The following is a 24,892-nucleotide window of genomic DNA, read 5'->3' on the forward strand; positions in this document are numbered from 1 at the left end:
GTCAGGGGGAAACGGGATGCGTATTGATTTACTACGCAGCAGCACTAAATCTCTGCCGCAGCAGATCAGTGAGACATTCGCCCAGCGGATCACTTCCGGACTGCTCCAGCCGGGGAGTAAGCTGCCTTCCGTAAGAGGCCTGGCCTCCTCCTTGAAGGTAAGCCAGGTAACCGTAAGCAAGGCTTATGCTGATCTGGAAACCCGCGGCCATATTGTCTGCAGCCAGGGCAAAGGCTGTTATGTAGCGGAGCGGCAGCGGAATTTGCCCGATACTTCAGCCGGATGGCAGGACAGTTATGACGACTACCTGCCGCGGGCACAGCTGTGGCGCAACTTCAATTATTCGGAAGTGAAATATCCCTTCCATCTGGCAGCGATACACAGCAGCCTCCTTCCGCTTGAACCGATTGGCGCCACTATGGCGGCTCTGGTACAAGAAGAGCCGGAGCTGATGGCCTCCTACGGGAATTTCCAGGGGGATCAGGAGCTGAGGGAGGTGATGCGCAGGCATCTGCAGAGCCGGGGCATAGCGATTGGGTCCAATGACTTAATGATTACCAGCGGTTCACAGCAGGGAATCGATCTGGTGGCCCGGACCTTCGTTGGTCCCGGGGACACCGTGTATCTGGAGGCACCCAGCTATACGGGGGCCATTGATGTTTTTGCCGGACGGGGGGCAGAGATGATCTTCGTTCCGATGGATGAGCAAGGGATGCGGGTGGACCGGCTTACTGCAATGTGTGACCGCAGACCGCCGAAGCTCATCTATACGAATCCTACCTTTCAGAATCCCAGCGGCGCTACGATGAGCATAACAAGAAGACAGCGGCTGCTGGAGCTTGCCCGCAGTTACCGCTGTCTCATTGTGGAGGATGATCCGTTCAGTGATTTGTATTTCCATCAGCCGCCCCCGCCGTCGATCAAATCGATGGATGGCGCCGGGCATGTAGTCTATATGAAGAGCTTCAGCAAAGTGCTGGCGCCCGGATGCCGGATCGCCTGCGTTGCCGCTGAAGGCAATATCCTGTCCAGGCTGATTGCCGCCAAGTCGTCGAGTGACCTGGGCAGTCCGCTGTTGACCCAGCGGGCGGTATTGCCGTTCATCGACCGCAGGTATGAGGCTTACGCGGCGAAGCTGCGGACCGCCCTGCGCCTTCGCAAGGAAGCGGCGGCGATGCTTCTGAAGCAGTATGCCCCGGCCGGAGTCAGCTGGACGCTGCCTGAGGGCGGCCTGAACCTATGGCTGCAGCTGCCCCAATCCCCCGGGATTGACAAGCTGCATGCGCTGGCTGATCAGGATGGGATATCCTTCCTGCCCGGAGATGTCTGCTATGCCGGAGACACGCCTTCCCGCCATATCCGGCTCTGTTATTCGCAGCTTACGCAAAAAGACATGGAGCGCGGGCTCAGACAGTTCCTGCATCTGCTGGACCGGCATCTGCGTTCAATCCGCCAATAAGCCTTCCCGCGTCAGGCCAGGCGGACAAGCGCCTAACTCATTGCATGGATTTCAGCTGTTTACCGACATGCTGGGGGAATAACTGCAGGGGAACCTGACCTCCGCCGGCAGCCTGCAGTGTCTTGTAGATATCAACCTGACCCCAGCCATAGTATTTATCATGTCCGGCATCACCCAGATCCACCGCATTTGAGGTCAGCAGCTCGGTTACTTCCTTATTGGTCAGCTCGGGGTTCAGCGAGCGTACCAGCCCGGCGAGCGCTGCCACATGAGGGCTGGCCATCGAGGTGCCGGATAATGCCGCATACTGATTATCAGGATAGGTGCTGGCGATACTCTCCCCGGGTGCAGCCACATCGATATAATCCCCGTAATTGGAGAAAGACGCTCTCTCTCCGGTGGAATTGGTTGCGGCCACGGCAATTACCTCCTCATAGGCGGCAGGGTAGCCCGGCCGTTCGGTATTGTCATTGCCGGAAGCGGAGACAATGACAACGTCACGGTCATAGGCATATTTGATGGCATCATGCAGGAACTGGGAGTCGGCATAATTGCCCAGGCTGAGATTAATCACTTTGGCGCCATGGTCGGCAGCCCAGATAATGCCTTCGGCAACGGAATAAGTGGTGCCAGCCCCGGAGTTGTCGAGCGCTTTTACCGGAAGGATCTTGTTATACCAGCTGATGCCGGCCACACCTTCCTCATTATTGGTCAATGCTCCGATGATGCCTGAGACATGCGTGCCATGCCCGACATCATCATCCGGTGCTCCACCGTTAGTTATCGCATTATATCCGGCCAGCAGCTGGCCCTGCAGATCGGGATGGTCCGCCTGAACTCCGGTATCCACCACGGCTACAACGACTTCCTTGCTGCCTTTGGACAGATTCCAGCCCAGCTCTGTTTCAATGGCCGGCAGATTCCACTGATAGGTGGAGAAGAGCAGATCATTAGGCGTTATAACATTGGCTCCTGTATTTTCGCTCACTGTATCATTGGTTAAATACATATAGTGAGGCTCGGAATATTGCGGGTGCCATTTATAAGCGAAGTAGGTTTTGAGCTGGGAATAGTTCATCTTCTCTGAGCGAAAAATATAGGCATATCCCAGCTTACGCGGCTCCTTGCACTGAATATCTGCGGCAATGGTCTGGAGCTGGCCTGCTGTAGGATGCCCGCTCCGGAACCGGACGACGATCTCGTTCTCGTAGTAGTGGCTGGCATTCTCGTTGTCATGGCCGGTCTTGACAGTGAGATCCTGCAGCGTATCGGCATGAACGGATTCTACGCGGTACTTACCTTCCTTAGGATAAGGGATCAGACGGAGATTCTTCAGCTGGTGCTGGGCTACCCGGTCAAGGATCTTCTGATTGATCAGGGCGATGACGCCGAGCTGGCCCTCCTGGTCACGCTGTGCCACGAAATAATATTTCTTGCTGCCGATTACAAAAGACGGGGACTCATAGGCTTGATGCCCCTTGATGGCCGACTTGGCTGTGTTCAGGTATTTGAGCAGCTGCTTGTTCTCCTGCTCCGTTCCTTCCGGAAGGGAGGATTTGTAGGTAGTTGTCTTCTGCGTGCGGAAATCAATCAGCATCAGCATGGTGATATGACCGTGTCCCTGCTGTAAGTTCCTGGCATATGCTGAGATATCCTCAGGCGAAGCGCCGTGGGTATCCGAGAGCATAGTTCTAAGATGCTTGCTTACATCCACGCGGTTCAGGCGGTCAGTAGCACTCACATCCTGTACCAGGGCCGTTTTCTTAATGGTTTTCTCCTGAGAGGGATTCGGCACAGAGGCTTGTCTGAGGGTACCGCTTATGGCGCTGTCTTCCGGCCGCAGGGCAAAAGTAAGCAGCACCACCGTCAGCGCAGCAGTGACCAGACCGGCGACGGTTAAATTTTTTCGTGACATGGTTTCCGCTCCTTCCTGGCATTGTAATACCTATTAGGTTTAGAAGAGAGGGCCGGTTTTATGCATCGGAGAAAAGGATACCGCCGTACAGGGTTTTATGTTAATATCAGAAAATAAGCGCTTTCCGGGGCTTGTATCCGGTCTGCCGGACCGGGATGACTCTCCTCACCTGCGGTGGGTGGAGACCGGTGAAGTTTTGTGATACTATCAAGATAGAACTACTCGAAATGATTATGTCGTAACGACTACAAAGCAAGGACTAATAAGGGGGAGCAATCGCCATGTCAGCAGCTAATGTGCAGAAATTGTGTGAATCGACGAGAGAAAAACTTAAATCCGTAATCGGAAAAATGGAACTGTTCCTGAACGAGCATGCGCTTCCGCAACTGGTTGCCGAAGAGGATGAAGAAACACTGCATTTCTATCAAGGGTTCTTGTCCGATCTCCGCCATCTGCTGGTGTTCTCGGAGATGTCTTATGAGAAGCTTGGGGTTGCTCTGCGCCGCGCCACTTTTGATGAAGCCTTCGCGCAAAAAGCGCTATATAATGTATATCATTTTGGAGTAAACAACTTCTTCTATCCTAAGAACGAAAGCTACTCCGAAGATGGACGCTATGCCTACACAGGTCAGGATGCGATCCGTTTCCGCAAGAAGCCGGTCCGTCCGGCACGCGATATTATTATGGAGATTACCAAGGTCTATGAAGAACTGCGTGATGATCTGGCTTATTATGAGAACGATTATTTAACGGAGAAACGGATGCAGAATCAGGTGTAATACCGGAGCTGCCGGTTTCAGGTAAAGGACCGGGTTTGTCATGAGCAACATGACAGCCTGGTCTTTTTTGCGTGCACAATTGGATGTACATATGAACGGCTCCATTCATCAGCTGGAAACCATTCAGCCGCATAGCAGTAATGCGGAGAGGACATAATGAAGCCGAGGTGATCATTATGACAAACGCAAAACCGCTTGTGAGATGCAGTGTGAGCAACTGTCATTATTGGGGAGAACAGAACCTGTGCCGTGCCGAAGAAATTGTAATTGAAATTGACAAGCATGCAGGCAGCCATTTCAAGGAAGAATATGCTGAAGAGCTGACGGCAAATAATCATCATGACCATGCCGGAACTTCATCCGCAACCTGTTGTCTGACGTTCAAGCCGAACGCCTAGAGGAGGCCCTTATGGACAATCAGAATGATGAACCCAAAGTGGACCGTTCGGAACGCAGGAAGATTATTTTGCGTCCGCGCAGAGTGGATTATCCCCGCCGGGACAGAAGTCATAACGAGGAATATGCTGCTGAAATCAGTCCGCTTCCCGTGCAGGTCCATAGTACCGCAGGCAGGGAAACAGAACGTACAACCGGCAGTGTAAAGGAAAGCGATGAACGGACAATCGGTTATATTGGCCTCGGATTTGGTGTGGTTTCCCTATTTATCTGGTCAATAATTATGGGGCCTATTGCTGCAGTGCTCGGGTATTATGCCTATGCCAGGGGGCAAAAAACTGCTGGCGCCTGGTCCATGGGACTTGGAATTGTCTCTACCTTAAGTTATTTTGTCTTAATACCTTTTGCCCGTTAGGGTAAGCTGCATGCAGAAATTTGATTTCAAAACAGGCTTTCAGACCTAACTATGCGGGTCTGAGGTCTGTTTTTTCTGTTTGGCATATAGTAATTACTGCAAATAAATTGTAAAATAAAGCCGTATTTCAAATTTAAATAGAATGCTTTATTTTGTTTATATAGATTTATGATGAAAGAGGGAATGGGAGCATGGCAATCGACCCCGCTGCAGCAAGCGGAACCGGGCAACTGAAATGGGTTGATCTGAGGAGTTCAAGCATGAAGGGCGGAAGCGGCAAGGTTTCATCCGGGGTAACAGGTTCTTCGGCAGCGGAATTCGCGGCTTTACTACAGCAGGCGGCCCTGCAATCCGCAACCGGCGGCAGCAGCGGAAGCACTTTAACCTCACTCACGGATGCTTCTTCACTAAGTAATCTGCTCTGGCAGCAGCTTGGTGGAACAGCTGAAACGTATGACGGCATTTCCGGGGAAATAACGCACACGGTGCCGACAGATTACGAAGAGCTGATCCAGACGGCCAGCGCGAAATATGGCGTTCCTGTTGATTTGATCAAGGCTGTAATTGATACGGAATCCTCGTTTAATCCTAATGTTGTTTCTTCTGCAGGGGCCAAAGGGCTGATGCAATTAATGGATGGAACGGCGAACGGTCTGGGTGTCTCCGATCCGTTTGACCCGGCCCAGAGCATTGACGGAGGCGTACGCTACCTTTCTTACCAGCTCAAACGTTACAATGGCGAGGAGAATATGGCACTGGCCGCTTATAATGCCGGACCAGGCCGCGTTAATAAGCTTGGCGTCAGCAACGATGCCGAACTGATGGCTAATCTCTCAGAGCTTCCGAAGGAAACTCAGGCCTATATTGCCAAAATAGAACGCGCCCGCGCGCAATACGCGTTATAATATAAAGGATCAAACGGAATCTGCATCCAGCCGCTCCGGCGGCAGCAGCCCGTTTGATCCTTTTTGCAACATATAAATAAAGTATGAATTTTGCTATACTTATTCTTTCTCGCTGAAACGATAAGCAAAGGAGAACGCCGATATATGCTGTATTGGGATTATGCCGCTGCTGCTCCGCCGTATGAGGAGGTAGTGCAGACTATGGAACAAGTCATGAGGCAGCACTTTGCCAATCCCTCATCTCTGCACCGTGCGGGGGCGGAGGCGGACAAGCTGATCAAGCGTGCGCGGGAAGTGTGTGCGGCAGCGCTTGGCGTGCAGCCGCAGGAGATTGTGTTTACCTCTGGAGCTACTGAGAGCAATAACATGGCCATCAAAGGGGCGGCGCTGCAATATCAGGGCAGAGGCCGCCATATGATAACTACCGAGCTGGAGCATCCTTCAGTCTATGAGAGCTGTCTTCAGCTGCAGCAGCTTGGCTGGGAGATTACCTTTATTGCACCGGACAGCTCCGGAGTCGTCGAACCCTCGCAGGTTGCCGCTGCGGTCCGGCCGGATACCGTGCTGGTCAGTGTAATGCATGTGAATAATGAGATTGGCACGGTGCAGCCGCTGCAAGAGATCGGACGGCAGGTCAAGGCGGTGAACCGCCGGACACTGTTTCATGTCGATGGGGTGCAGGGCTATGGCAAGCTGGAGACCCGGCTGAAGGAATGGCAGGCGGATCTGTACAGCTTGTCAGCGCACAAAATCCGCGGCCCGCGCGGAACAGGAATCCTGTATGTGCGGGAAGGCGTAACCTTGTTCCCTCTGCTTACCGGAGGTTCACAGGAGATGGGCAACCGCGCCGGAACAGAGAATGTGCCGAATATTGTAGCCACAGCCAAGGCGGTGCGCATGAGCGGCGAACGGCGGCAGGAATTCACCCGCCGGATTACGCCGCTAAAAAAACAGCTGGAGGATTATATATCAGGAATTCCGGAGCTTGTGCTGAACAGCAGCGGAGACGGGGCGCCTCATATTGTTCATTTCTCTTACCCCGGAATGAAGGGGGAGGTTATGGCCAGGAAGCTGGAGGAACTGGGAATGGCCGTTGCCACCCGCTCCGCCTGTTCGTCACGGCTGGCAGAACCGAGCCGGGTTCTGCTGTCCATCGGGAGAGACCGGGCTGCTGCGCTTGGCGGCATCCGTATCAGTCTGGGTGACAGCCATACGAAGCAGGAGGTGCAGCAGCTGGAGCAGGCGCTGCTTGCCGCTGTCCAGTCTTTGAAGATTGCTGAAGGAGGCGTGAAATAACAAATGACAATTATAGAGTCTGACAACGGAGCAAACGCTGCGGGGATTGGAAGCAGCATTGAATATGCGGACATGCTTCTGCTGCGCTTTGGAGAATTTATCTTAAAAGGAAAAAACCGCAGCCGGTTCGAAAAAACAGTGCTCCGTCATGTGAAGGAGATGGTTAAACCCTATCCCGGCGTGGTGCTCAGCAAAGAATTCGGGCGGATATATGTCGAACTGAACGGTGAGCCGGCGGGAGAGTTAACGGATGCACTGAAGAATGTATTCGGCATTGCTTCAATTAGCCCGGTGAAGGTGTCCCGGTCGGAATTTGAAGAGATTCTTGCAGCCAGCAGGACATTCCTGAATATTATTGCCCCGGCAGCAGGAACGACCTTCAAGGTTAGTGCTCGCCGGGTATGGAAGGGATTTCCATATGGCTCCATTGAGATGGGCAAGCTTATTGCCACTCCTCTGCTGCAGGGGTATCCCGGGCTGCTTGTGGATGTGAAATCTCCGCAGATGGAGCTGAGAATTGAGATTCGTGAAGGGCATACCTATATTTTCTGCGAGAATATTGCCGGTGTCGGCGGGTTCCCGCTCGGTACGAACGGCAAAGCAATGCTGCTGCTGTCCGGCGGCATTGACAGCCCGGTTGCGGGCTGGTCATCCATGCGCAGAGGACTTGAAGTGGAATGTGTCCATTTCTACAGCTACCCGTATACCAGCGAGCTTGCCCGTCAGAAGGTTGTAGATCTGACGCGGGTACTGTCGCGTTATGCCGGAGTGATCAAGCTCCACCTGGTTCCGTTCACGGAGGTCCAGACCTCTTTTACCGGAATTGGCCAGGATAATCTGATTATTACACTAATGCGCCGGGCCATGCTGCGGATTGCTACCGCTCTCGCCGAACGCGAAGGGGCGCTGGCCCTGATCACTGGTGACAGTCTGGGGCAGGTCGCCAGCCAGACGCTCCCAAGCATGAATGTCATTGGCCGTGCCACCGAGCTGCCGCTGCTGCGTCCGCTGGTGATGATGGATAAGAGTGAGATTGTCGGAATCTCCCAGAGCATCGGCACCTATGACTTGTCCATCCTTCCTTATGAAGATTGCTGTACGCTGTTCGTGCCCAAGTCGCCGACGACGAATCCGAACATGCGGATTGTGGATAAGATTGAAGCCACGCTTCCCGGGTACCAGGCACTCCTGGAAGCGGCTGTTACCGGAACAGAGACGGTGTCGATTACACCATACGGTGATGAGAAACCGAGCGATGTGATCCCTGTACAGGCAGGTTTACAGGAAGAATGGTTCTAGAATAGCTGAAGAAGAGGTGCCCTGCAGCCGGTAATACTGGTTGGCCGGGGCACCTCTTTCTGATATATGGCGATATATGCATTACCGGGTAGAGTTGCCGCTATGCGGAATTCTGCCCTGTGCGCGGTGGCGCTGCCAGAGGCCGGCGGCAAGGATGCCTGCAATCACCAGAGCAATAAACAGATAATGGAGCAGCGGCTGCTGTTCGAAGAAGGGGGCAACCCGCTTCTCACTGGTAATCATACTTGCGGCCGTGAAACCAAGCACGGCTGAGCCGATATAGATAATCCAGGAATATCTGTTGATCAGCTTGATGAACAGCGTGCTGCCCCAGACCACAATCGGCACGCTGATCAGCAGCCCGAGCACCACGAGTGTAATATTGTGTTTGGCTGCCCCGGCGATCGCGATTACATTATCCAGCCCCATCGCCGCGTCTGCGACAATGATCGTCCGTACGGCCGACCACAGTGTTCCTCCGGCCTGTATGTCCGTGTCCTCCGTATTTCCCCCTGTCAGCAGCCTGTAGGCGATCATAATAAGCAGCAGTCCGCCGAATAGCAGCAGCCAGGGCACTTTGAGCAGCCACACGACAAGAATCGTCGCGATAATCCGCAGCACTACGGCGCCGCCTGTACCCAGCAGGATCGCCTTCTTCTGCGAACTTCCCTGCAGGTTCCGCGCGGCCAGGCCGATCACTATGGCATTATCACCGGCCAGAATCAGATCGAGGAAGACAATATTCAGCAGGGATAATATGAAATCCGTAACGGATGGATTCAATAGGGGTCACTCCTCGAATTTGGTGGAAAGATATACGGGCTTTTTTGACATACGGCAGGCAGGCTATAATTTTGTATACGCTGGAACAGCCCCGCTCATGCGTAGTTTCTAAAAAAGCAGGACAGGATGCATAGCTTGTCACCCTGAGGCATACATGTATTTACATGGAGTTCAGGGAGGTTGAAAAGAATGGATTCTTTATTGCTGCTGGGTGAAATACTGATGATCAATCTGGTGCTGAGCGGAGACAACGCGATGGTCATTGCGATGGCCAGCAAGAATCTCCCGGAGAAGCACCGCAGGCAAGCGGTATGGTGGGGAGCTGCAGGGGCAGTGGGTCTGCGCTGCATCCTGACTTTTGCCGCAGTGCTGCTGCTCAAAATTCCTTATATTGAAGCCGGAGGCGCGATACTGCTGCTCTGGATCTCCTTTAAGCTGCTGCTGGAGGAAGAGGGGGAACTTAAGATTGAGGGGAGCTCCAGTGTATGGAAGTCGGTGCGCACCATTCTGCTCGCCGATTTCATCATGAGTCTGGACAATGTGCTGGCGATTGCGGGCTTGGCCAAAGGAGATCTGGCACTCATCGTAATCGGGATTGCCATCAGCATTCCGATTGTGGTCTGGGGAAGCGGCATCATCGTGGGCTGGCTGCACCGTTTCCCGGTGCTGGTCTTCATCGGAGCCTATATTCTGGCGTATACGGCCGGTAATATGCTGCTGCAGGATGCCAAATTTGGTGCGGTCATTTCCTTCATGCTGCCTACATTCCACTCCATGCTGCCGATGGTGCTGGGGATTCTTGTCGTAGTAACAGGTATGCTTAAGCGGAGGATGGTATCTGCAGGATAAGAAGCGGCAATACTAGAGGCTGTGCCAAAAGCTGGAAAGCTTTGGTGCAGCTTTTTTATGCAATTCCCCCGAATACACGAAGAATGATGGTGTTTTAATTATTTTTCAGATAAAATATAAAATGACGAGGGCCAGAGAAAAGACGCGAATTTTGAAGGGATGGGTGAAAGATGTCTTCCAAAAACGACATGAAACTGGGTGTGTTCATCGCCGCCGCCGGCATTGTGATTCTGTTCGGGAAGCTGGGGGTGTTCGGATTTCTTGGACATGCCTTGTGGCCGCTCGTAATTCTGGTTCCGGGCCTGTTCCTGCATGTGCTCTTCTTCACCCGCCGTGCTTCTGCATCTGTATTAATACCTGCGGGCATATTAACGGTATACGGTCTGCTATTTGGACTATGCAATACATGGGGCTGGGACCTGATGAGGCATTTATGGCCTATCCTGCTGCTGGGCATTGCGGTCGGACTTTATGAATATTCGCTGTATTCTTCAGCCAGAAGCAGAGGACTAACAACAACGGCTGTTATCCTGGGGCTGCTAAGCATTGTATTGTTCATCTTCACCCTGCTCGGGACTGGAGCCTTGTATCTGCTGGGTGCCGTTCTGGTTGCCGCAGGCCTATGGCTGATGCTGGGCCGGGGCAGACCGGGCGGGCGTAAGAAGTGGAACGGCGGCTGGTAAGAGAACCGGGTAAACGGCACAGATTGAGGGAATGGGCACCGCTGAATGTAACGCAAGGCAAAATTAGAAAAATTAAACGAAGTTGGTAACGTTTTTTTCAGAAAAAGACTTGCTTTTCATGGTGCTTTCACGATACTATTAAGGATATGTTGGAGCGTCGGGTTTCTGCCTGGCGCTTCTTTTGTGAGACTGCCGTGACATGCTATAAATTTAAACATTTTTAATTTGATAAATGAGAGGATTTGGATACAAATCATGCATTCAAGAAAAGATATTCGTAATATTGCGATCATTGCCCACGTTGACCATGGTAAAACAACACTCGTCGATCAGCTTCTCCAGCAATCAGGGATTTTCAGCGCGCACGAGCACTTGCAGGAACGGGCCATGGACTCTAACGACCTGGAGCGGGAACGCGGAATCACTATCCTAGCCAAAAATACAGCAATTACCTATAAAGAGTTCCTGATCAACATCGTAGATACCCCTGGACACGCCGATTTCGGCGGTGAAGTAGAACGTATCATGAAGATGGTTGACGGCGTACTGCTGGTTGTGGATGCTTATGAAGGCTGCATGCCGCAGACTAAGTTCGTTCTGCGCAAAGCGCTGGAGCAGCACCTTACACCTATCGTTGTCGTGAACAAAATTGACCGTCCGGCTGCACGTCCGAAGGAAGTTATTGATGAAGTTCTGGATCTGTTCATTGAGCTTGAAGCCAGTGACGATCAGCTTGAATTCCCGGTTGTTTATGCTTCTGCGCTTAACGGCACATCGAGCATGGACCCTGAGAAGCAGGATGAAACGATGCTTGCCCTTTACGAAACCATTGTTGAACATATCCCGGCTCCAACTGAAAAAGTTGAAGAGCCCCTGCAGTTCCTGGTAACTCTGATGGATTACAATGAATACCTTGGCCGTATCGCCATTGGCCGTGTTAACCGCGGTGTAATCAAGCAGGGCCAGTCCGTAACTGTTATCATGCGTGACGGCAAGAGCAAAACAGCACGTATCGAGAAGCTGTTCGGTTTCCAGGGCCTGAAGCGTGTTGAGACTGAAGAAGCGGGTGCAGGCGACATCGTAGCAATTGCCGGTATCAAGGACATCAACATCGGTGAGACCATTGCCGATCCGCAGCATCCAGAAGCGCTGCCTGTTCTGAAGATCGACGAGCCTACAATGCAAATGACGTTCCTCGTGAACAACAGTCCGTTTGCCGGTAAAGAAGGCAAGTGGGTAACTTCCCGTAAGCTGCGTGAACGTCTGTTCAAAGAGCTGGAAACGGATGTCAGCTTGCGTGTAGATGAAACGGATTCGCCTGATGCATTTGTCGTATCCGGCCGTGGTGAGCTTCACCTGGGTATCCTGATCGAGAATATGCGCCGTGAAGGTTACGAAATGCAGGTTTCCAAGCCTGAAGTTATCGTCAAGGAAATCGACGGAGCCAAGATGGAGCCGCTTGAACGCCTGATGATTGATGTTCCGGAAGAAAGCATGGGCGCTGTTATGGAAAGTCTGGGAACACGCAAAGCAGAAATGGTCAACATGATCAATCATGGTACTGGCCAGGTTCGTCTGGAGTTCCTGATTCCTGCACGTGGCCTGATTGGTTACAACACCTACTTCCTGACCCTGACCCGCGGTTATGGCGTTATGAACCATGCGTTTGACAGCTATGCTCCACTGATTGGCGGACAGGTTGGCGGACGTCACCAAGGCGTACTCGTATCCAGTGAAACCGGCAATACGACTCTATATGGCATGATGGGCGTAGAAGACCGCGGTATTCTCTTCCTGGAACCGGGAACTGAAATTTATGAAGGCATGATCGTAGGTGAGCACACCCGCGATAATGACATCATTGTAAATATCTGCAAAGAAAAACAGCTGACCAACGTTCGTTCTGCAACGAAGGATGAGACTGTTAAGATGAAGACTCCGCGTATGTTCTCTCTGGAAGGCGCGCTTGAATACCTGAATGATGATGAATATTGCGAAATTACACCTAAATCCGTTCGTCTGCGCAAAAAGATCCTGAACAAGGGTGAGCGCGAACGTGTAGAGAAGCAGCGTAAAGCGGCGCAAGCCAGCCAAGCGTAAGCTGTCACCCATTCAAGCCGCCGGATGAAGAATCCGGCGGCTTTTCTTGTTTATTTTCCCGGACAGAAGACCGTTCAAATTGCAGGGATTAAAAGCAGTATAAAACCGCTGAGGATGATATAATGTAAACGATACTTATATCCGGGAGGAGTGACGAGCTGTGCAGAGCTGGTTCGCTGAGCATCCAATTGTCGCTTACATTGTCATCTTTATTCTACTGACTTATGTGTATAACCGTGTATTTCGCGTCAACCAGAAGCTGCCCATCGGCAAAGAGATCGTACTTTATATTATGATGGCTATAGGCTCGGGAATGCTGCTCATCTTCCAGCATGACAAACTTCCGATCATCCAGTGCCTGCTGGTGGCGGTAGGGTTAATGCTGCTCGTGCGGGTCCGCTACCTGGTAGAGGCCCGGCAGAAGCGGAAAGCTGCAGCTGCGGCGAAACGGCACTAGGCGCAACTTTTAGTGCTCCGGATCGTCTAACTTATTATAAAGTTATCTAATTCTACCTGAATGAAAAGGACCTAATTCAATTATGAATACAAGCAAGGGCAGTCTGCCACCCAGATCGAACGGCCAGCAAGGAACCAACAGACAGCAGTCCAGACCCGCTGCCTCGACCAAATCAACGAAATCAACCAACTCAACTAAATCTAATAAGAAGAAGCCAAAGAAACGCGGATTTTTCGCCCGGCTGATGAGACTGCTGCTGATCATCCTCCTGGTTGCCGTAATTGCGGCGCTAGGCTACGCAGGGTACTTGTACTGGAAGTTTGATCAGGGAGGGTTCGGAGTGGACCAGCCGGTTCAAGCCGGGCAATCCGCTTCAGAGAAGCCGCTGACGATGCTGCTGCTAGGCACTGACAACCGTCCGAAGCACCCGTCCAATCTGACGGATGTGATTATGGTTGCGGCGCTGAACCCGGAGACCCAATCGGCAACCGTAGTTTCACTGCCGCGTGATACTTACGTAGAGCTTAGCGGCTATAAGAAAACGAAAATCAATGCGTTCTACTCCCGCTTCAAGAGCAAGGAGAAGACCTCAGGGATTCTGGCCGGGGATGAAATGAAGACCATGATGAGCAAATATCTCGATATTCAGGTCGATTATGTTACTGTGCTTGATTTCCAGGGCTTCCGGGATATCGTGGATGAATTCGGCGGTGTAGATGTCAATATCAGCGAGAATATGTGCTACACGGACAGTGTGGACGGAACAGATATTAATCTCAAGAAAGGCCAAGCCCAGCTAAACGGGGATAAGGCGCTTGATTATGTACGTTACCGTAAATCCAATTGCAGTCCGGCAACGAAGCCTTCCGATGATTTTGACCGCAATAAACGCCAGAATGAAGTGCTTAATTCGCTGATCGCGCAGATGCAGTCACTCGGAGGGGTGCTCAAAATCGGCAAGGTGCTGGATGCCGTGGACGATAATCTGGCCAGCGATATTGAGAATGCCCAGATCAAGAGCATGATAGCGACTTACTGGAATATATCTAAGGAGAATGTAGAATTTGTGCCGGTGACAGGAACCTGGCGCAGTCCCTATGTATATATTGACGATAAAGAGCTGGACGCAGCCAAGCAAAGCCTTCAGGACCAGATATCCGGCCTCTCAGGTGCCGCTGCTGCTGCGGCCGCAGACAGTCCTTAAAGAGCAGGAAAGAATCTACAAATTGAATGCAAGTTTCATCCTGTGCTATAATATAATAAATTGAATGCACTCACGCCGCATAGGGGGCCTGTACTTATGTCCGAAGCCGTTGCTCAGCTCAACGAAACTCTGCTAGCTATGCTGCAGTCGGAAACCTTTGTTCTTCTAAACACTGTGGATGCTGAATCCGGTGGCCCTACATCTACTGCGATTTCCTGGATCTATGCAGTGAGCCCTTCTATTGTGCGCTTATCGGTAGATCACCGTTCCAGACTTGTGAACAACATGAAGGTCAACCCGCTGGTAACCATTACTGTGTTTGGTGAGGGAACGGTTCATGCCATCAACGGGCGTGCTTCTGTGAAGCAGGACCCGCTGTCGGATGTTCCTTTTAAGATGTGCTGTTTTGATGTTGAGATTGAAGCGGTCCGCAATGCGCTGTTCTACGGCGCTCACCTGGAATCTGCTCCGAAATATGCGAAGGTATACGATGCGCGTGCGGCTGAGAAGCTGGACGGACAAGTATTTGCCGCCATGCAAAAAGCCTAGTGTGCCATCACTAGGCTTTTTTTGTCTCCAGATCCTGCGCTTTGTACAGGAATGTGCGAGCTTATTGTCCGTTGCCTTGCGGTTTGGTATCCTCCGGCAGCTGCGGAATGATCCGGCCGATAATGTCAGCCATTTCTGAGGCGAAGCCGGATACCGGGTTTCCCTTGGTAATATGCTTTCCCATCTCGGCTAACCTGCTGGTGAGGTCCATGTCGGCAGTAACGAGCGTTCTTACACCCCTCGGGTCCTTGCGGATAGCTTCCGCTACCGTGTATTTCACGCTTCCGACCCGTGAGCGGGTAAGCGATCCGTCGACATCAATGCCGACAACGGCAATGTTGTTCATTACGACACAGTGGGCTCCGTTTACACCGGGAACTCTTTTGGCTAACTGTTCAAAATGATCCTTAAGTGCAACATCGCTTTCGCCCTTAACGTCAGAAGGTTGTCCGTTCTCTGGTGTAGGTTCAAGGGCTGTACCATCTTCGGACAATGTCCGTACTCCGTGATTCCCCTGGCTGCTCAAGGCCTTTGACGATTGTTTATCCTGAGGAGAGGGTGATGTCTCTTTATTAGCGATACCGCAGCTTGTCAGCAGCAGCAGTACCAGCAACAGACACATTGATTTTCTCATATGTGCTTACTCCTTTCAGCCATAGTTCAGTGGTTTACCTTATCTTGCCCTTGCTGAAAAGAGTTATGTATGATCAATCAAACCAGGCGCTGTGGAGGGGATAACATGAAAAAGATATTCGTACTAGACACTAACGTGCTACTGCACGACCCCAATTCGATTTTTGCTTTCAAGGCGAATGAAGTTGTCATTCCCGCTGTAGTCCTGGAAGAAATCGACTCCAAGAAGCGTAATGCCGATGAAATCGGCCGCAACGCCCGCACCGTGTCACGCTTGTTAGACGGACTCCGGGAACTGGGCCACCTGCACAGCGGTGTGGTACTGGAACATGGAGGCACGCTGAAGGTAGAGCTTAACCACCGCAGCTTCGTAAAGGTACAGGAAATGTTCGGGGAGGTCTCGAACGATAACCGCATATTGGCTGTTGCCCTCAATTATCTCCATGAGGAGAATGAAAAGGCTGATCCCAGTCCTGTGGTACTCGTAAGTAAAGATGTACTCGTCCGCATCAAAGCGGATGTGCTTGGCATAACACCGGAGGATTATTTATCCGACCGCACCGGAGATTTGAATGAGCTGTACTCCGGCTGCCAGTCGCTGATGGTGCATCCTTCGCTGATCGATGAATATTATAGTCACCGTTTCTTGTCCATCAAACAGCTGTCGTTGTCCTACCCGCTCTACCCTCATGAATTTGTCATTCTGAAGGATGAGATTGGCAGCGGCAAATCGGCCCTGCTCAAGGTGAACAGCGATGCCAGCCGGCTCGAACCGCTGTACCTCGGCAATGATGCGGTGTGGGGCATCAGCGCCCGGAATGCCCAGCAGCGGATGGCGCTTGAGCTGCTGCTGAATGATGATATTCCGCTGGTGACCATTACCGGTAAAGCGGGTACAGGGAAGACGCTGCTGGCGCTTGCCGCCGGACTGTTCAAGGTGGAGGACGAACATAAATACAAGAAGCTGCTGATCGCCCGTCCAGTGGTCCCGATGGGTAAGGATATCGGATATTTACCCGGTGAGAAGGACGAGAAGCTCCGTCCATGGATGCAGCCGATCTATGATAACCTCGAATTCCTGTTCGATACCAAAAAAGCCGGAGATATCGATAAAATATTGATGGGCCTGGGCAGCATCCAGGTTGAGGCGCTCACCTATATCCGCGGACGTTCCATTCCGGCGCAGTTCATCATCATCGACGAGGCGCAGAACCTGTCCCGGCATGAAGTGAAGACGATTGTCTCCCGCGCCGGTGAAGGCAGCAAGGTGATTCTGATGGGAGATCCGGAGCAAATCGACCATCCTTATCTGGATGCCGCGAGCAACGGGCTCAGCTATATCGTTGAGAAATTTAAGCAGCAGGGCATCAGCGGCCATATTACCCTTGAAAAGGGTGAGCGTTCGCATCTTGCTCAGCTGGCTGCGGACTTGTTGTAGCCTTTAAGCTCTTCGCGCCAGGCATAATAGGCTTCAGCCCGCAAGCTTAACTGGCAGCACCCGCTCTTCAATCGGCAGCCCGCCGGTTGATTGGCACAATCACGGCCGGGAGATGACCACTCCCGGCTTTTGTCTGCCCGCCCCCGGAACGGCAGGAGGGGATCTCTGAGATAGCTGGAGCGGAAAGGCGATAGCACCGGAGGGGAATTTTGGAACTGGAGGAGCGGGAGCGTCCGCCTTTGTCTCCGGATTTCAACCGCGCACAGCGGTTCAATCGAAGAAATCTGGAGACAACAGCGGCCGGAAGTCCAAATATTCACCGCAGGTGCGAATACCGCCTAACCGGCGACCGGTTCATCAGACTCACCCCCTCATGCCGTTCACACCTATATAATAGAAAGAGAACGTTTTCACAAACGCAGACAAGCACGTATATGTCTGCTAAAATGAGGAAGACGAGGATCGCGGGAGGAGAGAGAAGCACGTGCTGAGACGCAAAAACTATTGGCTGCTGTTTGCTGTTCTGCTGCTGTCGCTGACAAGCCTGTCGCCCAGCATGGAGCTGGACACGGACGAGGGAAGTTATCCGCCCAGACAGCCGCTCGACCAATCAGAGCGCCCCCCTTCAGGAGAACTTGGGGACGAGCAGAGCTTGACCATCCGCGTATCGCTCAGCAGTTTGGAATTTGGCGTACTGCAGCGGATCAGCAATAATTACAGCCTGTCGAGCGGGGTCAGCGTACAGCTGACCAATGTGGACACTGAAGAAGACGGAGCCTCTCAGGTACGGGAGGAACTGACGGTTGGGGATAGTCCGGATATTGTAATGCTGGACGGCCACAGTATTTTTGATCTGGCTTCCCGGGGTTATTTGTTGCCTGTAGATATATACCAGAGTGTTCCCGGGAGCACCCCTCTTACCATGCTGATCCCGCAAATGCAGTGGAACGGATACGACTGGGGCGTTCCGCTCGATATTGATCCCTATGTATTGGTATATTCTCCGCAGCGGCTTGCGGAATGGGGGCTGTCCGGGGCACCGTCAAGTCTGGAAGAATGGAACGGACTGCTGGGCCGGCTGAACGGGGACGAGACGAAGGAACATTATTTGCTGGCAATGGATACGCGGAACCCTTATGGTTATGCTGCTGTACTGCAGAGCATGGGAGGCGGACTGCTGTCTATGAGTGAAGCGCAAGCAGCTTGGACGGAAGCTGCCCGCGGATATTTTTATCTGACCAGCCGGTTTAATCAGGATATCTGGGATATGCTGCAGGATGGCAAGCTTGCGGTGGCCGTAGTGCCGCTCTCCGAATGGAGAAAATATGGAAACTCCACGCTGGCGGTCCAAGCGCCGCTGGAACAGACGGGCCACAACATCTACGAGGCAATCCAAAGCCGCTTTTTTGCGCTCCCTGCACAATCCGGCAGCCCGGAAGCGGCGGTTAAGTGGCTGGCTTATGTGACCTCGAGCTCGGCTCAGCTGGAATGGCTGGAGAATACAGACCATCTGCCTGCACTGGATGAGCTGTACCGCTCTGGATTGCCTGAAATCTCCCGGCTTCCGTTCGACTCCGGATTATTCCTCACTGATGACAATGCCCCCGAGTCAGACTCTGAGGGCGAGTGGAGCCGCAAGGCGGAAGCGGCAATGCTGCTCCTGACCGGCAAGCTGGATGCTGCAGGATATCAAGCAGCGGCCGCAGCCTCAGAATGAGAGGGACAGCTTGACATGGAGCACGCCGTCCGAGCTGGATACTTCAGTGGCATGCAGGAATGAGACGATTTTTGACGGATAGAAGCCCAGATCGAACTCTTCCTCCAGCGCCTGACGGGTAGTATCCGGCAGCTCCAGTCCATTGAAGACCACATGGTCCACATGGAACATTAATCCGTTGACCGGTTCCTCCTGAATGGTGTAATGACCTGTCAATGTCAGTGACAGTCCGCCGCTTTTCCCCATGGCTGTGATCTCGTTATCCTTGAAATGAAAAGCGAAATCCTTGAACAGCGTATTCTGCGTGACCAGGAATTCGTTCAAATCCTCTTCCTTCAGCGCAAGATTATAAGTCATCCCCTTACGGACCAGCACACCGTCCCGGTTCTGGACGAACTGCGGCAGATGCTTCATCGCCGAGGATAACGCCTTGAAATAAGTCTTAACCTCATGTATTCCGATATTCTCCCAATATTTACTGAATTCCTCCAGCAGTACCCCCATGCGCTCAGGATCTGTACTGGCCTGAATCCCGCCCTCAATTTCTTCATTCAAAGCAAGCACACGCTTCTGCTGCTCCTGGAGCGCTGTTTTGAGCCCGGCGAGCTCTTCAGAGCTGCGCTGTGCGGCCGCAATTGTTTTTTTCAAATCCTTGTATTGTGTTTCATACTGTGACAGCGTGTCCCGGTCCTGCCCCATAATAATCTCATAATAATCATAAAGAGCGAGTACTCTGCTGATGCTTTTGGCGGACAGTAAGGCTGCAAGCAATCCGTCGCGTTCCCCCATATAATAAGCCCGCACAACTGCGCCTGCGCGTTCCTGCTGATCTGCAATGGCCGTTTGTTTGGCGGCCGACTGCCGGGTCAGCGTGGCGACTTCACTTTCAAGTGCTTGTTGTTCTGCCGTAATCCGGACAATCTCCCGTTCAATCTCCGCTGAGGACAGAGTCTGTTCGAGCAGCTTGCGGGTTTCTTCATTATCCGGAACGGCAGGTGCTGAAGCGCTGAGGCCGGAACCCGGGTCGGCGGACAGATATACCGGTGAAGCCAGCGGCAGAAGTGTGCAGGTGAGAAGGAGTAGAGCTGCAAATAACCGGCGTAAGGAACTGCGGAATAACACCACATCACCACCTTGAACAGAGTTGAGTAATAGGTATGTACTAATAATATGTTTCTGCCTGTTAAAATATCATACCCTGTTTCGGCATCCGGGAACTACATTCGGACAAACAAAATTACAGCGAAAACATATAAATTCCCATACAAAAAAAACGGAGTTGCTCCCTGAGATAAAGGAACACTATCCGTTTCAGTACTGTATATGCGTTACAGCGGCAGACCCATCTGAAAGACTGTCCAATAACTGAAGCCTGTAAAGGTCAGGATCATATAACCCCAGAAGAGCAGAATGTAGGTCTTTTCCGTGAATTTCATGTAGCCGAGGATCACAAAAAAAGCGGTTTGTAAAAAGAATAGCAGGGCCATTTCCGTAAGATCACCGGCGAATGCCATAAGTCCGATAACGAGTGTGAAAAATCCCAATACGCGAAACATGCGGTCCAAGAGAGAGTCCCCCTTCCAGTATGAATCCGGATACTGCTGCTTACCATTCATTATAACGGCTCCGCAAAACACTGTAAACGAATTCATTGAAAAAAAAGGCAGGAAATCATAATCTTTATGATTTTTATAATTGACACAAGCTTTTCTCTTCGAATTCGAGAATTTATAGCATTGTAAGTATGAGGTTCAGCCAAAATGGCAATACAATTTAGTATCAAATAGATTCTATGAACTCTAATAGAGGCATAGAAATGGAGTAAGCAGCTTTTATCCCTATTCACTACCCGGCAAGAGCTGCCGGTTCTGAAGATGGTTATTTCATGATGTTGTTAGGAGGGTTAGGCTTTATGACAGCCGTTAGACAGGATGCTTGGAGTGCGGAAGATGATCTGATATTGGCAGAAATAACGCTGCGTCATATCCGTGAGGGCAGCACACAGCTTGCTGCTTTTGAAGAGGTGGGTGAAAAAATCGGCAGAACCTCGGCTGCCTGCGGTTTCCGCTGGAACAGCTGCGTACGCAAAAGTTACGAGGATGCTATCGGAATTGCTAAAGGCCAGCGTCAGAAACGAAGTTATTTGAAGAAACAGCCGGCTTCCAGAGGTGCGCAGGTAGCGGGACTGATTCTTGGAGACATTGAAGAGGACTACGGACGAAGCGAAGGGTTAAGCGAGAACAGCTTATCGATTGATGCGGTAATCCGGTTTCTGAGACAATGGAAAGGCACGTTCCAGGAGGCTGGGCGGCAGCTGAAGATGCTGGAGCGGGATTTGCGAGAGAAGGAAGATGAACTGACGGAGCTGAGAGCAGAGAATGAACGCTTATCCAAGGAAGTCAATCTAGCCCAGAGCGATTACCGTGTAGTCAATGATGATTACAAAGCGCTGATCCAGATTATGGACCGGGCCCGCAGACTCGCATTTCTAAATGAAGAAGAAGAGGAAAAAACCCGCTTCAAAATGGACGCGAATGGAAACCTGGAACGGATCGAATAGAACATGAATCCCGCAGATCCTGCATCCCAGTGCCTCACGGCACCGGCATTGCAGGATTTTTTGTGTTTTGCTTTGAGCAGAGGTGCAGGATATAATTAGGAAAATTACCGGGCGGCAGGAGGATGTGTTTGCATGAAAATTGATATTATAGGGGCGGGGGCGCTCGGGCTCCTGCTTGCCGGCAAGCTCATCAGTGCGGGGAGTGAGGTCAGACTGTGGTGCCGGAGTGAGCAGCAGTGCAGAGAATTAGCAAGCAGCGGTCTAACAGTCAGCTATGAGGACGGCGGGGAGGCGATATCTGTTAAGGGTGACCGCTTCTCGGCCGAACCGGTGAGTAAGTATACGCAGCGGCAGCTGGCGGATCCGGGAGAGGTGACATTGCTAACCGTCAAACAAACGGTGCTGCATCATGAGCTTCCGGAGATTCTGCGGCCGCTTCAAGACCGGAATCTTACAATGATATGTTTCCAGAACGGCTGCGGACATATAGAGCTGCTGCAGGAGCTGCTGCCGGAATCCTCTCTCTGGGTGGCGGTAACCACTGAGGCTGCCAAGAGGAAAACATTAACAGAGGTTATTCATGCAGGTAAAGGGGAAATCTGTATAGGGAAAAGCAGTCACTCTCTGCATCACAATGAATCAAACGCGCAGGATTGGGACCGTGGCAGCGTAATAAGTTTTGCTGAGGCCCTTGCAGCAGCAGGATTCAACGCCTCTCTGTCGAAAGAAGTGGATACCATCATTTACCGGAAGCTCTTGATCAATGCTGTAATTAATCCTTTAACCGCAATATGGCGGGTCCCAAACGGCGGGCTGTTGGCTTCGCCTGAGCGTGTACAGATTATGAAGGAACTGTACACAGAGGCTGTACAGACCTATGATGCCTGCGGGATTACCTATGAGAAGCATGTCTGGGAGGCCATTCTTGAAGTATGCCGGGCTACATCGGGCAATATTTCATCCATGCTGGCCGATGTGCTTGCCTCAAGGGAAACGGAAATCCGCTGGATTAACGGAAGCATTGTGAATATGGGGCTGCAGCACGGGGCGCAAGTCCCGCTGCACCGCTGGATCTGCGGACTGGTAGAGGGCATGACTGTGAGGGAGAGGTGAGGCTGTTTGGAATTTTTGCGGAATTCGTTCGGCGTGTTAAGCGTTATTCCGATTGTTCCTTTTTTAATTGTATATTTCACGGGCATCGGTCTTAAGCAAGAGAAGAGGAAAACTTTTTTGCTGGCGATGGACGTGACTACTTTATTTTTACTGCTGTCAGTTTCAGGATTATTTAATACGATCTTTCATTCGAATTTCGGGTTCTTTCTTATACTACTTATTGTATTAATATCCGCTGGACTGATTGGAGGCGCGCAAAACCGGCTCAAAGGATCGGTAGACGGAAAACGGTTACTACGGGCAGTTTGGCGACTTTCTTTCTTTTTTATGGGTGCCAGTTACGTATTATTTATGATTGTAGGCCTTATACGATACATATCACAAGCGATGTAATGTTCCGCTGCTCCGGTGAAGCGTCAACGTCACAAAATTTTAAAGAATTAAAAAAAAGTCGTTTTCAGAAAATATTGCTCTAGATTTTTTTGACCACTGGTTGTATAATCATAAACCATATACCACATTCTATTTAGGGGGAACTGCTAGATGAAGAAGAGTAAAAGTCTATTGCTCATGTTCGCATTAGTTTTGGTTATCGGCACAGTGCTTGCTGGCTGCGGCGGAAACAACAACAATGCTAACAGCGGCACCAATGCTGCAGCAACAAATGCAGCTGGTAATGAAGGTAGCACGAACACAGGAACAAGTGGTGACGAGAAACTGGCTGCTGACCAGACACTTAGAGTCAACCTGACTGCAGAACCACCTACTTTTGACCCTGCTCAAGCTCAGGACAGCCAAGCTAATACCGTCCTGAAAACTATGTATGAAGGTTTGACCCGCATGAACGACGAAACTGGCCAAGCTGAGCCGGGAATTGCCGAATCTTGGGAAATTTCCCCTGACGGTCTGGTATATACATTCAAACTGCGTGATGCACAATGGAGCAACGGCGACCCTGTAGAAGCTGCTGACTTCGTTCGCGCTTGGAAAATCGTGCTGGATCCTAACACAGATCCAACTGCACCTTATGCTTACCAATTGTACTACCTGAAGAATGCTGAAGAATATTATGGAAAGAAAGTTACAGATTTCAACGAAGTGGGCGTAAAAGCTGTTGATGCGAAAACTCTTGAAGTTACGCTGAAAGCACCAACTCCATACTTCCTTGGCCTTCTGTCCTTCTATACTTATTACCCTGTACACAAATCCGTTGAGGGTAATACTAAATGGGCAACAAACAAAGATACTATGATCACTAACGGTGCGTTCACATTGACTGAGTGGACTACCGGCCAATCCCTGCAAGTAAGCAAGAACGATAAATATTGGGATGCTGCTAACATCAAGCTTGCTAAAATCGACTTCTCCCTGGTTAACAGCGGTGCAACTGAACTGCTGAGCTACAAGAACGGTGAACTTGACCGCGCTGGTGCACCACACGGCGAAATCCCGCAAGAACAGATTCCTATCGTACAAAAAGAGCTTCCTAACGAATTCCAGAGAAAAGGTATCGCAAGTACCTACTACTATGAATTCAACATCACTGAAAAACCTTTCGACAACGTTAAAATCCGTAAAGCCCTGGCAATGACTGTTAACCGTCAATCGCTGATCGACAATGTAACACTTGGCGGACAAATTCCGGCATACGGCTATGTACCTCCGGGTATCGCTGGCGCTGACGGTGAATTCCGTACTGCAGTTAAAGACAGCTACTTCACTGAAGATACCGAAGCAGCTAAGAAGTTGCTGGCTGAAGGTCTGGCTGAAGAAGGTCTGACTGAACTGCCACCGGTTGAACTGTCTTACAACACAAGTGAAGGCCACAAGAAAATCGCTTTGGCTGTAGCTGACATGTGGAAACAAGCTCTGGGCATCACTGTAAACACTGTTAACCAGGAATGGGCAGTATTTATCGACAACCGTCAAAACCTGAACTACCAGATCGCACGTGCTGGCTGGACTGCGGATTACAATGATCCAATGACCTTCCTGGATATGTGGGTAACAGGCGGCGGTAACAACGATACTGGTTACGCTAACCCTGAATATGACAAGCTGATCGCTGACGCTAAAGCAAGCTCCGACTTGGCAGCACGTCAAGAAATGTTTGCTAAAGCTGAAAAAATGATCATTGAAGATGATATGATCCTGATTCCGTTCTACTACTACACAAACAACTCCCTGACTAAAGAGTACCTCAAAGGTGTAACTCTTGACTTCAGCGGTGCAATTGACTTCACTCGTGCTTACCTGCTTGAGCACTAAGAATTGTAGAACCTTCGGTTAACATAACTGAATAGTGGTTGTCTGAAGGTAGCAATATACTTCGGGATATATAT

General features: G+C 51.2%; 24 protein-coding genes. 19 read left to right on the forward strand and 5 right to left on the reverse strand.

All coding sequences use genetic code 11. The features are described from left to right. Positions 1–16 precede the first annotated feature (16 nt). Positions 17–1,459 (forward strand): MocR-like pyridoxine biosynthesis transcription factor PdxR, encoded by a 1,443-nt coding sequence (pdxR, locus tag GC101_RS34675; protein WP_171720998.1) that lies wholly within the window; start codon positions 17–19, stop codon positions 1,457–1,459. A 37-nt stretch (positions 1,460–1,496) separates the two neighbouring features. On the opposite strand, the gene GC101_RS34680 is transcribed toward pdxR, so the two are convergent. Next, positions 1,497–3,374 carry a S8 family peptidase gene (locus GC101_RS34680; protein ID WP_171720999.1) on the reverse strand — a complete coding sequence of 626 codons (1,878 nt, stop codon included), beginning with the start codon at positions 3,372–3,374 and terminating at the stop codon, positions 1,497–1,499. Between the two features lie 281 nt (positions 3,375–3,655). On the opposite strand from GC101_RS34680, the gene GC101_RS34685 reads away from it, so the two are divergent. The 6 genes from GC101_RS34685 (at position 3,656) to thiI (ending at position 8,464) form a co-directional block, all read left to right on the forward strand. Then, on the forward strand, positions 3,656–4,153 hold the full coding sequence (locus tag GC101_RS34685) for a YpuI family protein (protein WP_042139416.1): 498 nt from the start codon (positions 3,656–3,658) through the stop codon (positions 4,151–4,153). Between the two features lie 176 nt (positions 4,154–4,329). Continuing rightward, positions 4,330–4,551: a DUF1540 domain-containing protein gene (locus tag GC101_RS34690; RefSeq protein ID WP_042141544.1), complete on the forward strand. Its 222-nt coding sequence runs from the start codon at positions 4,330–4,332 to the stop codon at positions 4,549–4,551. 11 nt (positions 4,552–4,562) lie between these two features. Then, entirely contained in the window at positions 4,563–4,964 is a 402-nt protein-coding gene (locus tag GC101_RS34695) for a hypothetical protein (protein ID WP_042139414.1), read from the forward strand. Between the two features lie 191 nt (positions 4,965–5,155). Then, positions 5,156–5,869 carry a lytic transglycosylase domain-containing protein gene (locus GC101_RS34700; RefSeq protein ID WP_042139411.1) on the forward strand — a complete coding sequence of 238 codons (714 nt, stop codon included), beginning with the start codon at positions 5,156–5,158 and terminating at the stop codon, positions 5,867–5,869. A gap of 144 nt (positions 5,870–6,013) precedes the next feature. Next, positions 6,014–7,165 (forward strand): cysteine desulfurase family protein, encoded by a 1,152-nt coding sequence (locus GC101_RS34705; protein WP_171721000.1) that lies wholly within the window; start codon positions 6,014–6,016, stop codon positions 7,163–7,165. Positions 7,166–7,237: 72 nt separating this feature from the next. Further along, positions 7,238–8,464: a tRNA uracil 4-sulfurtransferase ThiI gene (thiI, locus tag GC101_RS34710; RefSeq protein WP_425497175.1), complete on the forward strand. Its 1,227-nt coding sequence runs from the start codon at positions 7,238–7,240 to the stop codon at positions 8,462–8,464. Positions 8,465–8,545: 81 nt separating this feature from the next. Here thiI and GC101_RS34715 read toward each other — a convergent pair whose 3' ends face one another. Then, complete coding sequence (locus GC101_RS34715; protein WP_171721002.1) at positions 8,546–9,247, reverse strand: TerC family protein; 702 nt, start codon at positions 9,245–9,247, stop codon at positions 8,546–8,548. 189 nt (positions 9,248–9,436) lie between these two features. Here GC101_RS34715 and GC101_RS34720 point away from each other — a divergent pair, with 189 nt between their 5' ends. The 6 genes from GC101_RS34720 to GC101_RS34745 all read left to right on the forward strand — a co-directional run bounded on the left by GC101_RS34720 (position 9,437) and on the right by GC101_RS34745 (position 15,089). Next, positions 9,437–10,096, forward strand: a complete 660-nt coding sequence (locus GC101_RS34720; RefSeq protein ID WP_042139408.1) for a TerC family protein — start codon at positions 9,437–9,439, stop codon at positions 10,094–10,096. Positions 10,097–10,266: 170 nt separating this feature from the next. After that, positions 10,267–10,779, forward strand: coding sequence for a hypothetical protein (locus GC101_RS34725; protein ID WP_076244067.1), 513 nt, complete (start codon positions 10,267–10,269; stop codon positions 10,777–10,779). Positions 10,780–11,034: 255 nt separating this feature from the next. Beyond that, a complete protein-coding gene (gene typA, locus GC101_RS34730; protein WP_039304185.1) occupies positions 11,035–12,879 on the forward strand; it encodes a translational GTPase TypA in 1,845 nt (614 codons plus the stop codon). 160 nt (positions 12,880–13,039) lie between these two features. Beyond that, a complete protein-coding gene (locus GC101_RS34735) occupies positions 13,040–13,336 on the forward strand; it encodes a YlaH-like family protein (protein ID WP_042139406.1) in 297 nt (98 codons plus the stop codon). An 82-nt stretch (positions 13,337–13,418) separates the two neighbouring features. Further along, complete coding sequence (locus GC101_RS34740; RefSeq protein WP_171721003.1) at positions 13,419–14,540, forward strand: LCP family protein; 1,122 nt, start codon at positions 13,419–13,421, stop codon at positions 14,538–14,540. 96 nt (positions 14,541–14,636) lie between these two features. Further along, positions 14,637–15,089 carry a PNPOx family protein gene (locus tag GC101_RS34745; protein WP_171721004.1) on the forward strand — a complete coding sequence of 151 codons (453 nt, stop codon included), beginning with the start codon at positions 14,637–14,639 and terminating at the stop codon, positions 15,087–15,089. Between the two features lie 61 nt (positions 15,090–15,150). On the opposite strand, the gene GC101_RS34750 is transcribed toward GC101_RS34745, so the two are convergent. Then, positions 15,151–15,723: a YhcN/YlaJ family sporulation lipoprotein gene (locus GC101_RS34750; protein ID WP_171721005.1), complete on the reverse strand. Its 573-nt coding sequence runs from the start codon at positions 15,721–15,723 to the stop codon at positions 15,151–15,153. A 105-nt stretch (positions 15,724–15,828) separates the two neighbouring features. Here GC101_RS34750 and GC101_RS34755 point away from each other — a divergent pair, with 105 nt between their 5' ends. Both GC101_RS34755 and GC101_RS34760 read left to right on the forward strand, forming a co-directional pair. After that, on the forward strand, positions 15,829–17,160 hold the full coding sequence (locus GC101_RS34755) for a PhoH family protein (RefSeq protein ID WP_171721006.1): 1,332 nt from the start codon (positions 15,829–15,831) through the stop codon (positions 17,158–17,160). Positions 17,161–17,644: 484 nt separating this feature from the next. After that, positions 17,645–18,877 (forward strand): extracellular solute-binding protein, encoded by a 1,233-nt coding sequence (locus GC101_RS34760; RefSeq protein ID WP_171721007.1) that lies wholly within the window; start codon positions 17,645–17,647, stop codon positions 18,875–18,877. Here the strand turns inward: GC101_RS34760 and GC101_RS34765 are convergent. After that, positions 18,869–19,999 carry a hypothetical protein gene (locus GC101_RS34765; protein ID WP_171721008.1) on the reverse strand — a complete coding sequence of 377 codons (1,131 nt, stop codon included), beginning with the start codon at positions 19,997–19,999 and terminating at the stop codon, positions 18,869–18,871. The genes GC101_RS34760 and GC101_RS34765 overlap by 9 nt on opposite strands. A 206-nt stretch (positions 20,000–20,205) precedes the next feature. Next, positions 20,206–20,442 (reverse strand): DUF2626 domain-containing protein, encoded by a 237-nt coding sequence (locus GC101_RS34770; RefSeq protein ID WP_039304209.1) that lies wholly within the window; start codon positions 20,440–20,442, stop codon positions 20,206–20,208. A 347-nt stretch (positions 20,443–20,789) separates the two neighbouring features. Here GC101_RS34770 and GC101_RS34775 point away from each other — a divergent pair, with 347 nt between their 5' ends. The 4 genes from GC101_RS34775 (at position 20,790) to GC101_RS34790 (ending at position 24,818) form a co-directional block, all read left to right on the forward strand. Further along, positions 20,790–21,437: an RsfA family transcriptional regulator gene (locus GC101_RS34775; protein ID WP_039304213.1), complete on the forward strand. Its 648-nt coding sequence runs from the start codon at positions 20,790–20,792 to the stop codon at positions 21,435–21,437. 132 nt (positions 21,438–21,569) lie between these two features. After that, positions 21,570–22,550, forward strand: a complete 981-nt coding sequence (locus GC101_RS34780; protein WP_171721009.1) for a ketopantoate reductase family protein — start codon at positions 21,570–21,572, stop codon at positions 22,548–22,550. Positions 22,551–22,583: 33 nt separating this feature from the next. Then, complete coding sequence (locus tag GC101_RS34785; RefSeq protein WP_342424821.1) at positions 22,584–22,943, forward strand: DUF3397 domain-containing protein; 360 nt, start codon at positions 22,584–22,586, stop codon at positions 22,941–22,943. A 150-nt stretch (positions 22,944–23,093) separates the two neighbouring features. After that, positions 23,094–24,818 (forward strand): peptide ABC transporter substrate-binding protein, encoded by a 1,725-nt coding sequence (locus GC101_RS34790; protein ID WP_171721011.1) that lies wholly within the window; start codon positions 23,094–23,096, stop codon positions 24,816–24,818. Positions 24,819–24,892 lie beyond the last annotated feature (74 nt).

This window comes from Paenibacillus phytohabitans (assembly GCF_013141775.1).
GTDB lineage: Bacteria > Bacillota > Bacilli > Paenibacillales > Paenibacillaceae > Paenibacillus_AQ > Paenibacillus_AQ phytohabitans.

What these genes read in the sequence shown, in the direction of transcription:
- pdxR (WP_171720998.1), top strand. Translation starts at nt 17, where the DNA reads ATGCGTATTGATTTACTACGCAGCAGCACTAAATCTCTGCCGCAGCAG.
- GC101_RS34680 (WP_171720999.1), bottom strand. Translation starts at nt 3,374, where the DNA reads ATGTCACGAAAAAATTTAACCGTCGCCGGTCTGGTCACTGCTGCGCTG.
- GC101_RS34685 (WP_042139416.1), top strand. Translation starts at nt 3,656, where the DNA reads ATGTCAGCAGCTAATGTGCAGAAATTGTGTGAATCGACGAGAGAAAAA.
- GC101_RS34690 (WP_042141544.1), top strand. Translation starts at nt 4,330, where the DNA reads ATGACAAACGCAAAACCGCTTGTGAGATGCAGTGTGAGCAACTGTCAT.
- GC101_RS34695 (WP_042139414.1), top strand. Translation starts at nt 4,563, where the DNA reads ATGGACAATCAGAATGATGAACCCAAAGTGGACCGTTCGGAACGCAGG.
- GC101_RS34700 (WP_042139411.1), top strand. Translation starts at nt 5,156, where the DNA reads ATGGCAATCGACCCCGCTGCAGCAAGCGGAACCGGGCAACTGAAATGG.
- GC101_RS34705 (WP_171721000.1), top strand. Translation starts at nt 6,014, where the DNA reads ATGCTGTATTGGGATTATGCCGCTGCTGCTCCGCCGTATGAGGAGGTA.
- thiI (WP_425497175.1), top strand. Translation starts at nt 7,238, where the DNA reads ATGCTTCTGCTGCGCTTTGGAGAATTTATCTTAAAAGGAAAAAACCGC.
- GC101_RS34720 (WP_042139408.1), top strand. Translation starts at nt 9,437, where the DNA reads ATGGATTCTTTATTGCTGCTGGGTGAAATACTGATGATCAATCTGGTG.
- GC101_RS34725 (WP_076244067.1), top strand. Translation starts at nt 10,267, where the DNA reads ATGTCTTCCAAAAACGACATGAAACTGGGTGTGTTCATCGCCGCCGCC.
- typA (WP_039304185.1), top strand. Translation starts at nt 11,035, where the DNA reads ATGCATTCAAGAAAAGATATTCGTAATATTGCGATCATTGCCCACGTT.
- GC101_RS34740 (WP_171721003.1), top strand. Translation starts at nt 13,419, where the DNA reads ATGAATACAAGCAAGGGCAGTCTGCCACCCAGATCGAACGGCCAGCAA.
- GC101_RS34745 (WP_171721004.1), top strand. Translation starts at nt 14,637, where the DNA reads ATGTCCGAAGCCGTTGCTCAGCTCAACGAAACTCTGCTAGCTATGCTG.
- GC101_RS34750 (WP_171721005.1), bottom strand. Translation starts at nt 15,723, where the DNA reads ATGAGAAAATCAATGTGTCTGTTGCTGGTACTGCTGCTGCTGACAAGC.
- GC101_RS34755 (WP_171721006.1), top strand. Translation starts at nt 15,829, where the DNA reads ATGAAAAAGATATTCGTACTAGACACTAACGTGCTACTGCACGACCCC.
- GC101_RS34775 (WP_039304213.1), top strand. Translation starts at nt 20,790, where the DNA reads ATGACAGCCGTTAGACAGGATGCTTGGAGTGCGGAAGATGATCTGATA.
- GC101_RS34780 (WP_171721009.1), top strand. Translation starts at nt 21,570, where the DNA reads ATGAAAATTGATATTATAGGGGCGGGGGCGCTCGGGCTCCTGCTTGCC.
- GC101_RS34790 (WP_171721011.1), top strand. Translation starts at nt 23,094, where the DNA reads ATGAAGAAGAGTAAAAGTCTATTGCTCATGTTCGCATTAGTTTTGGTT.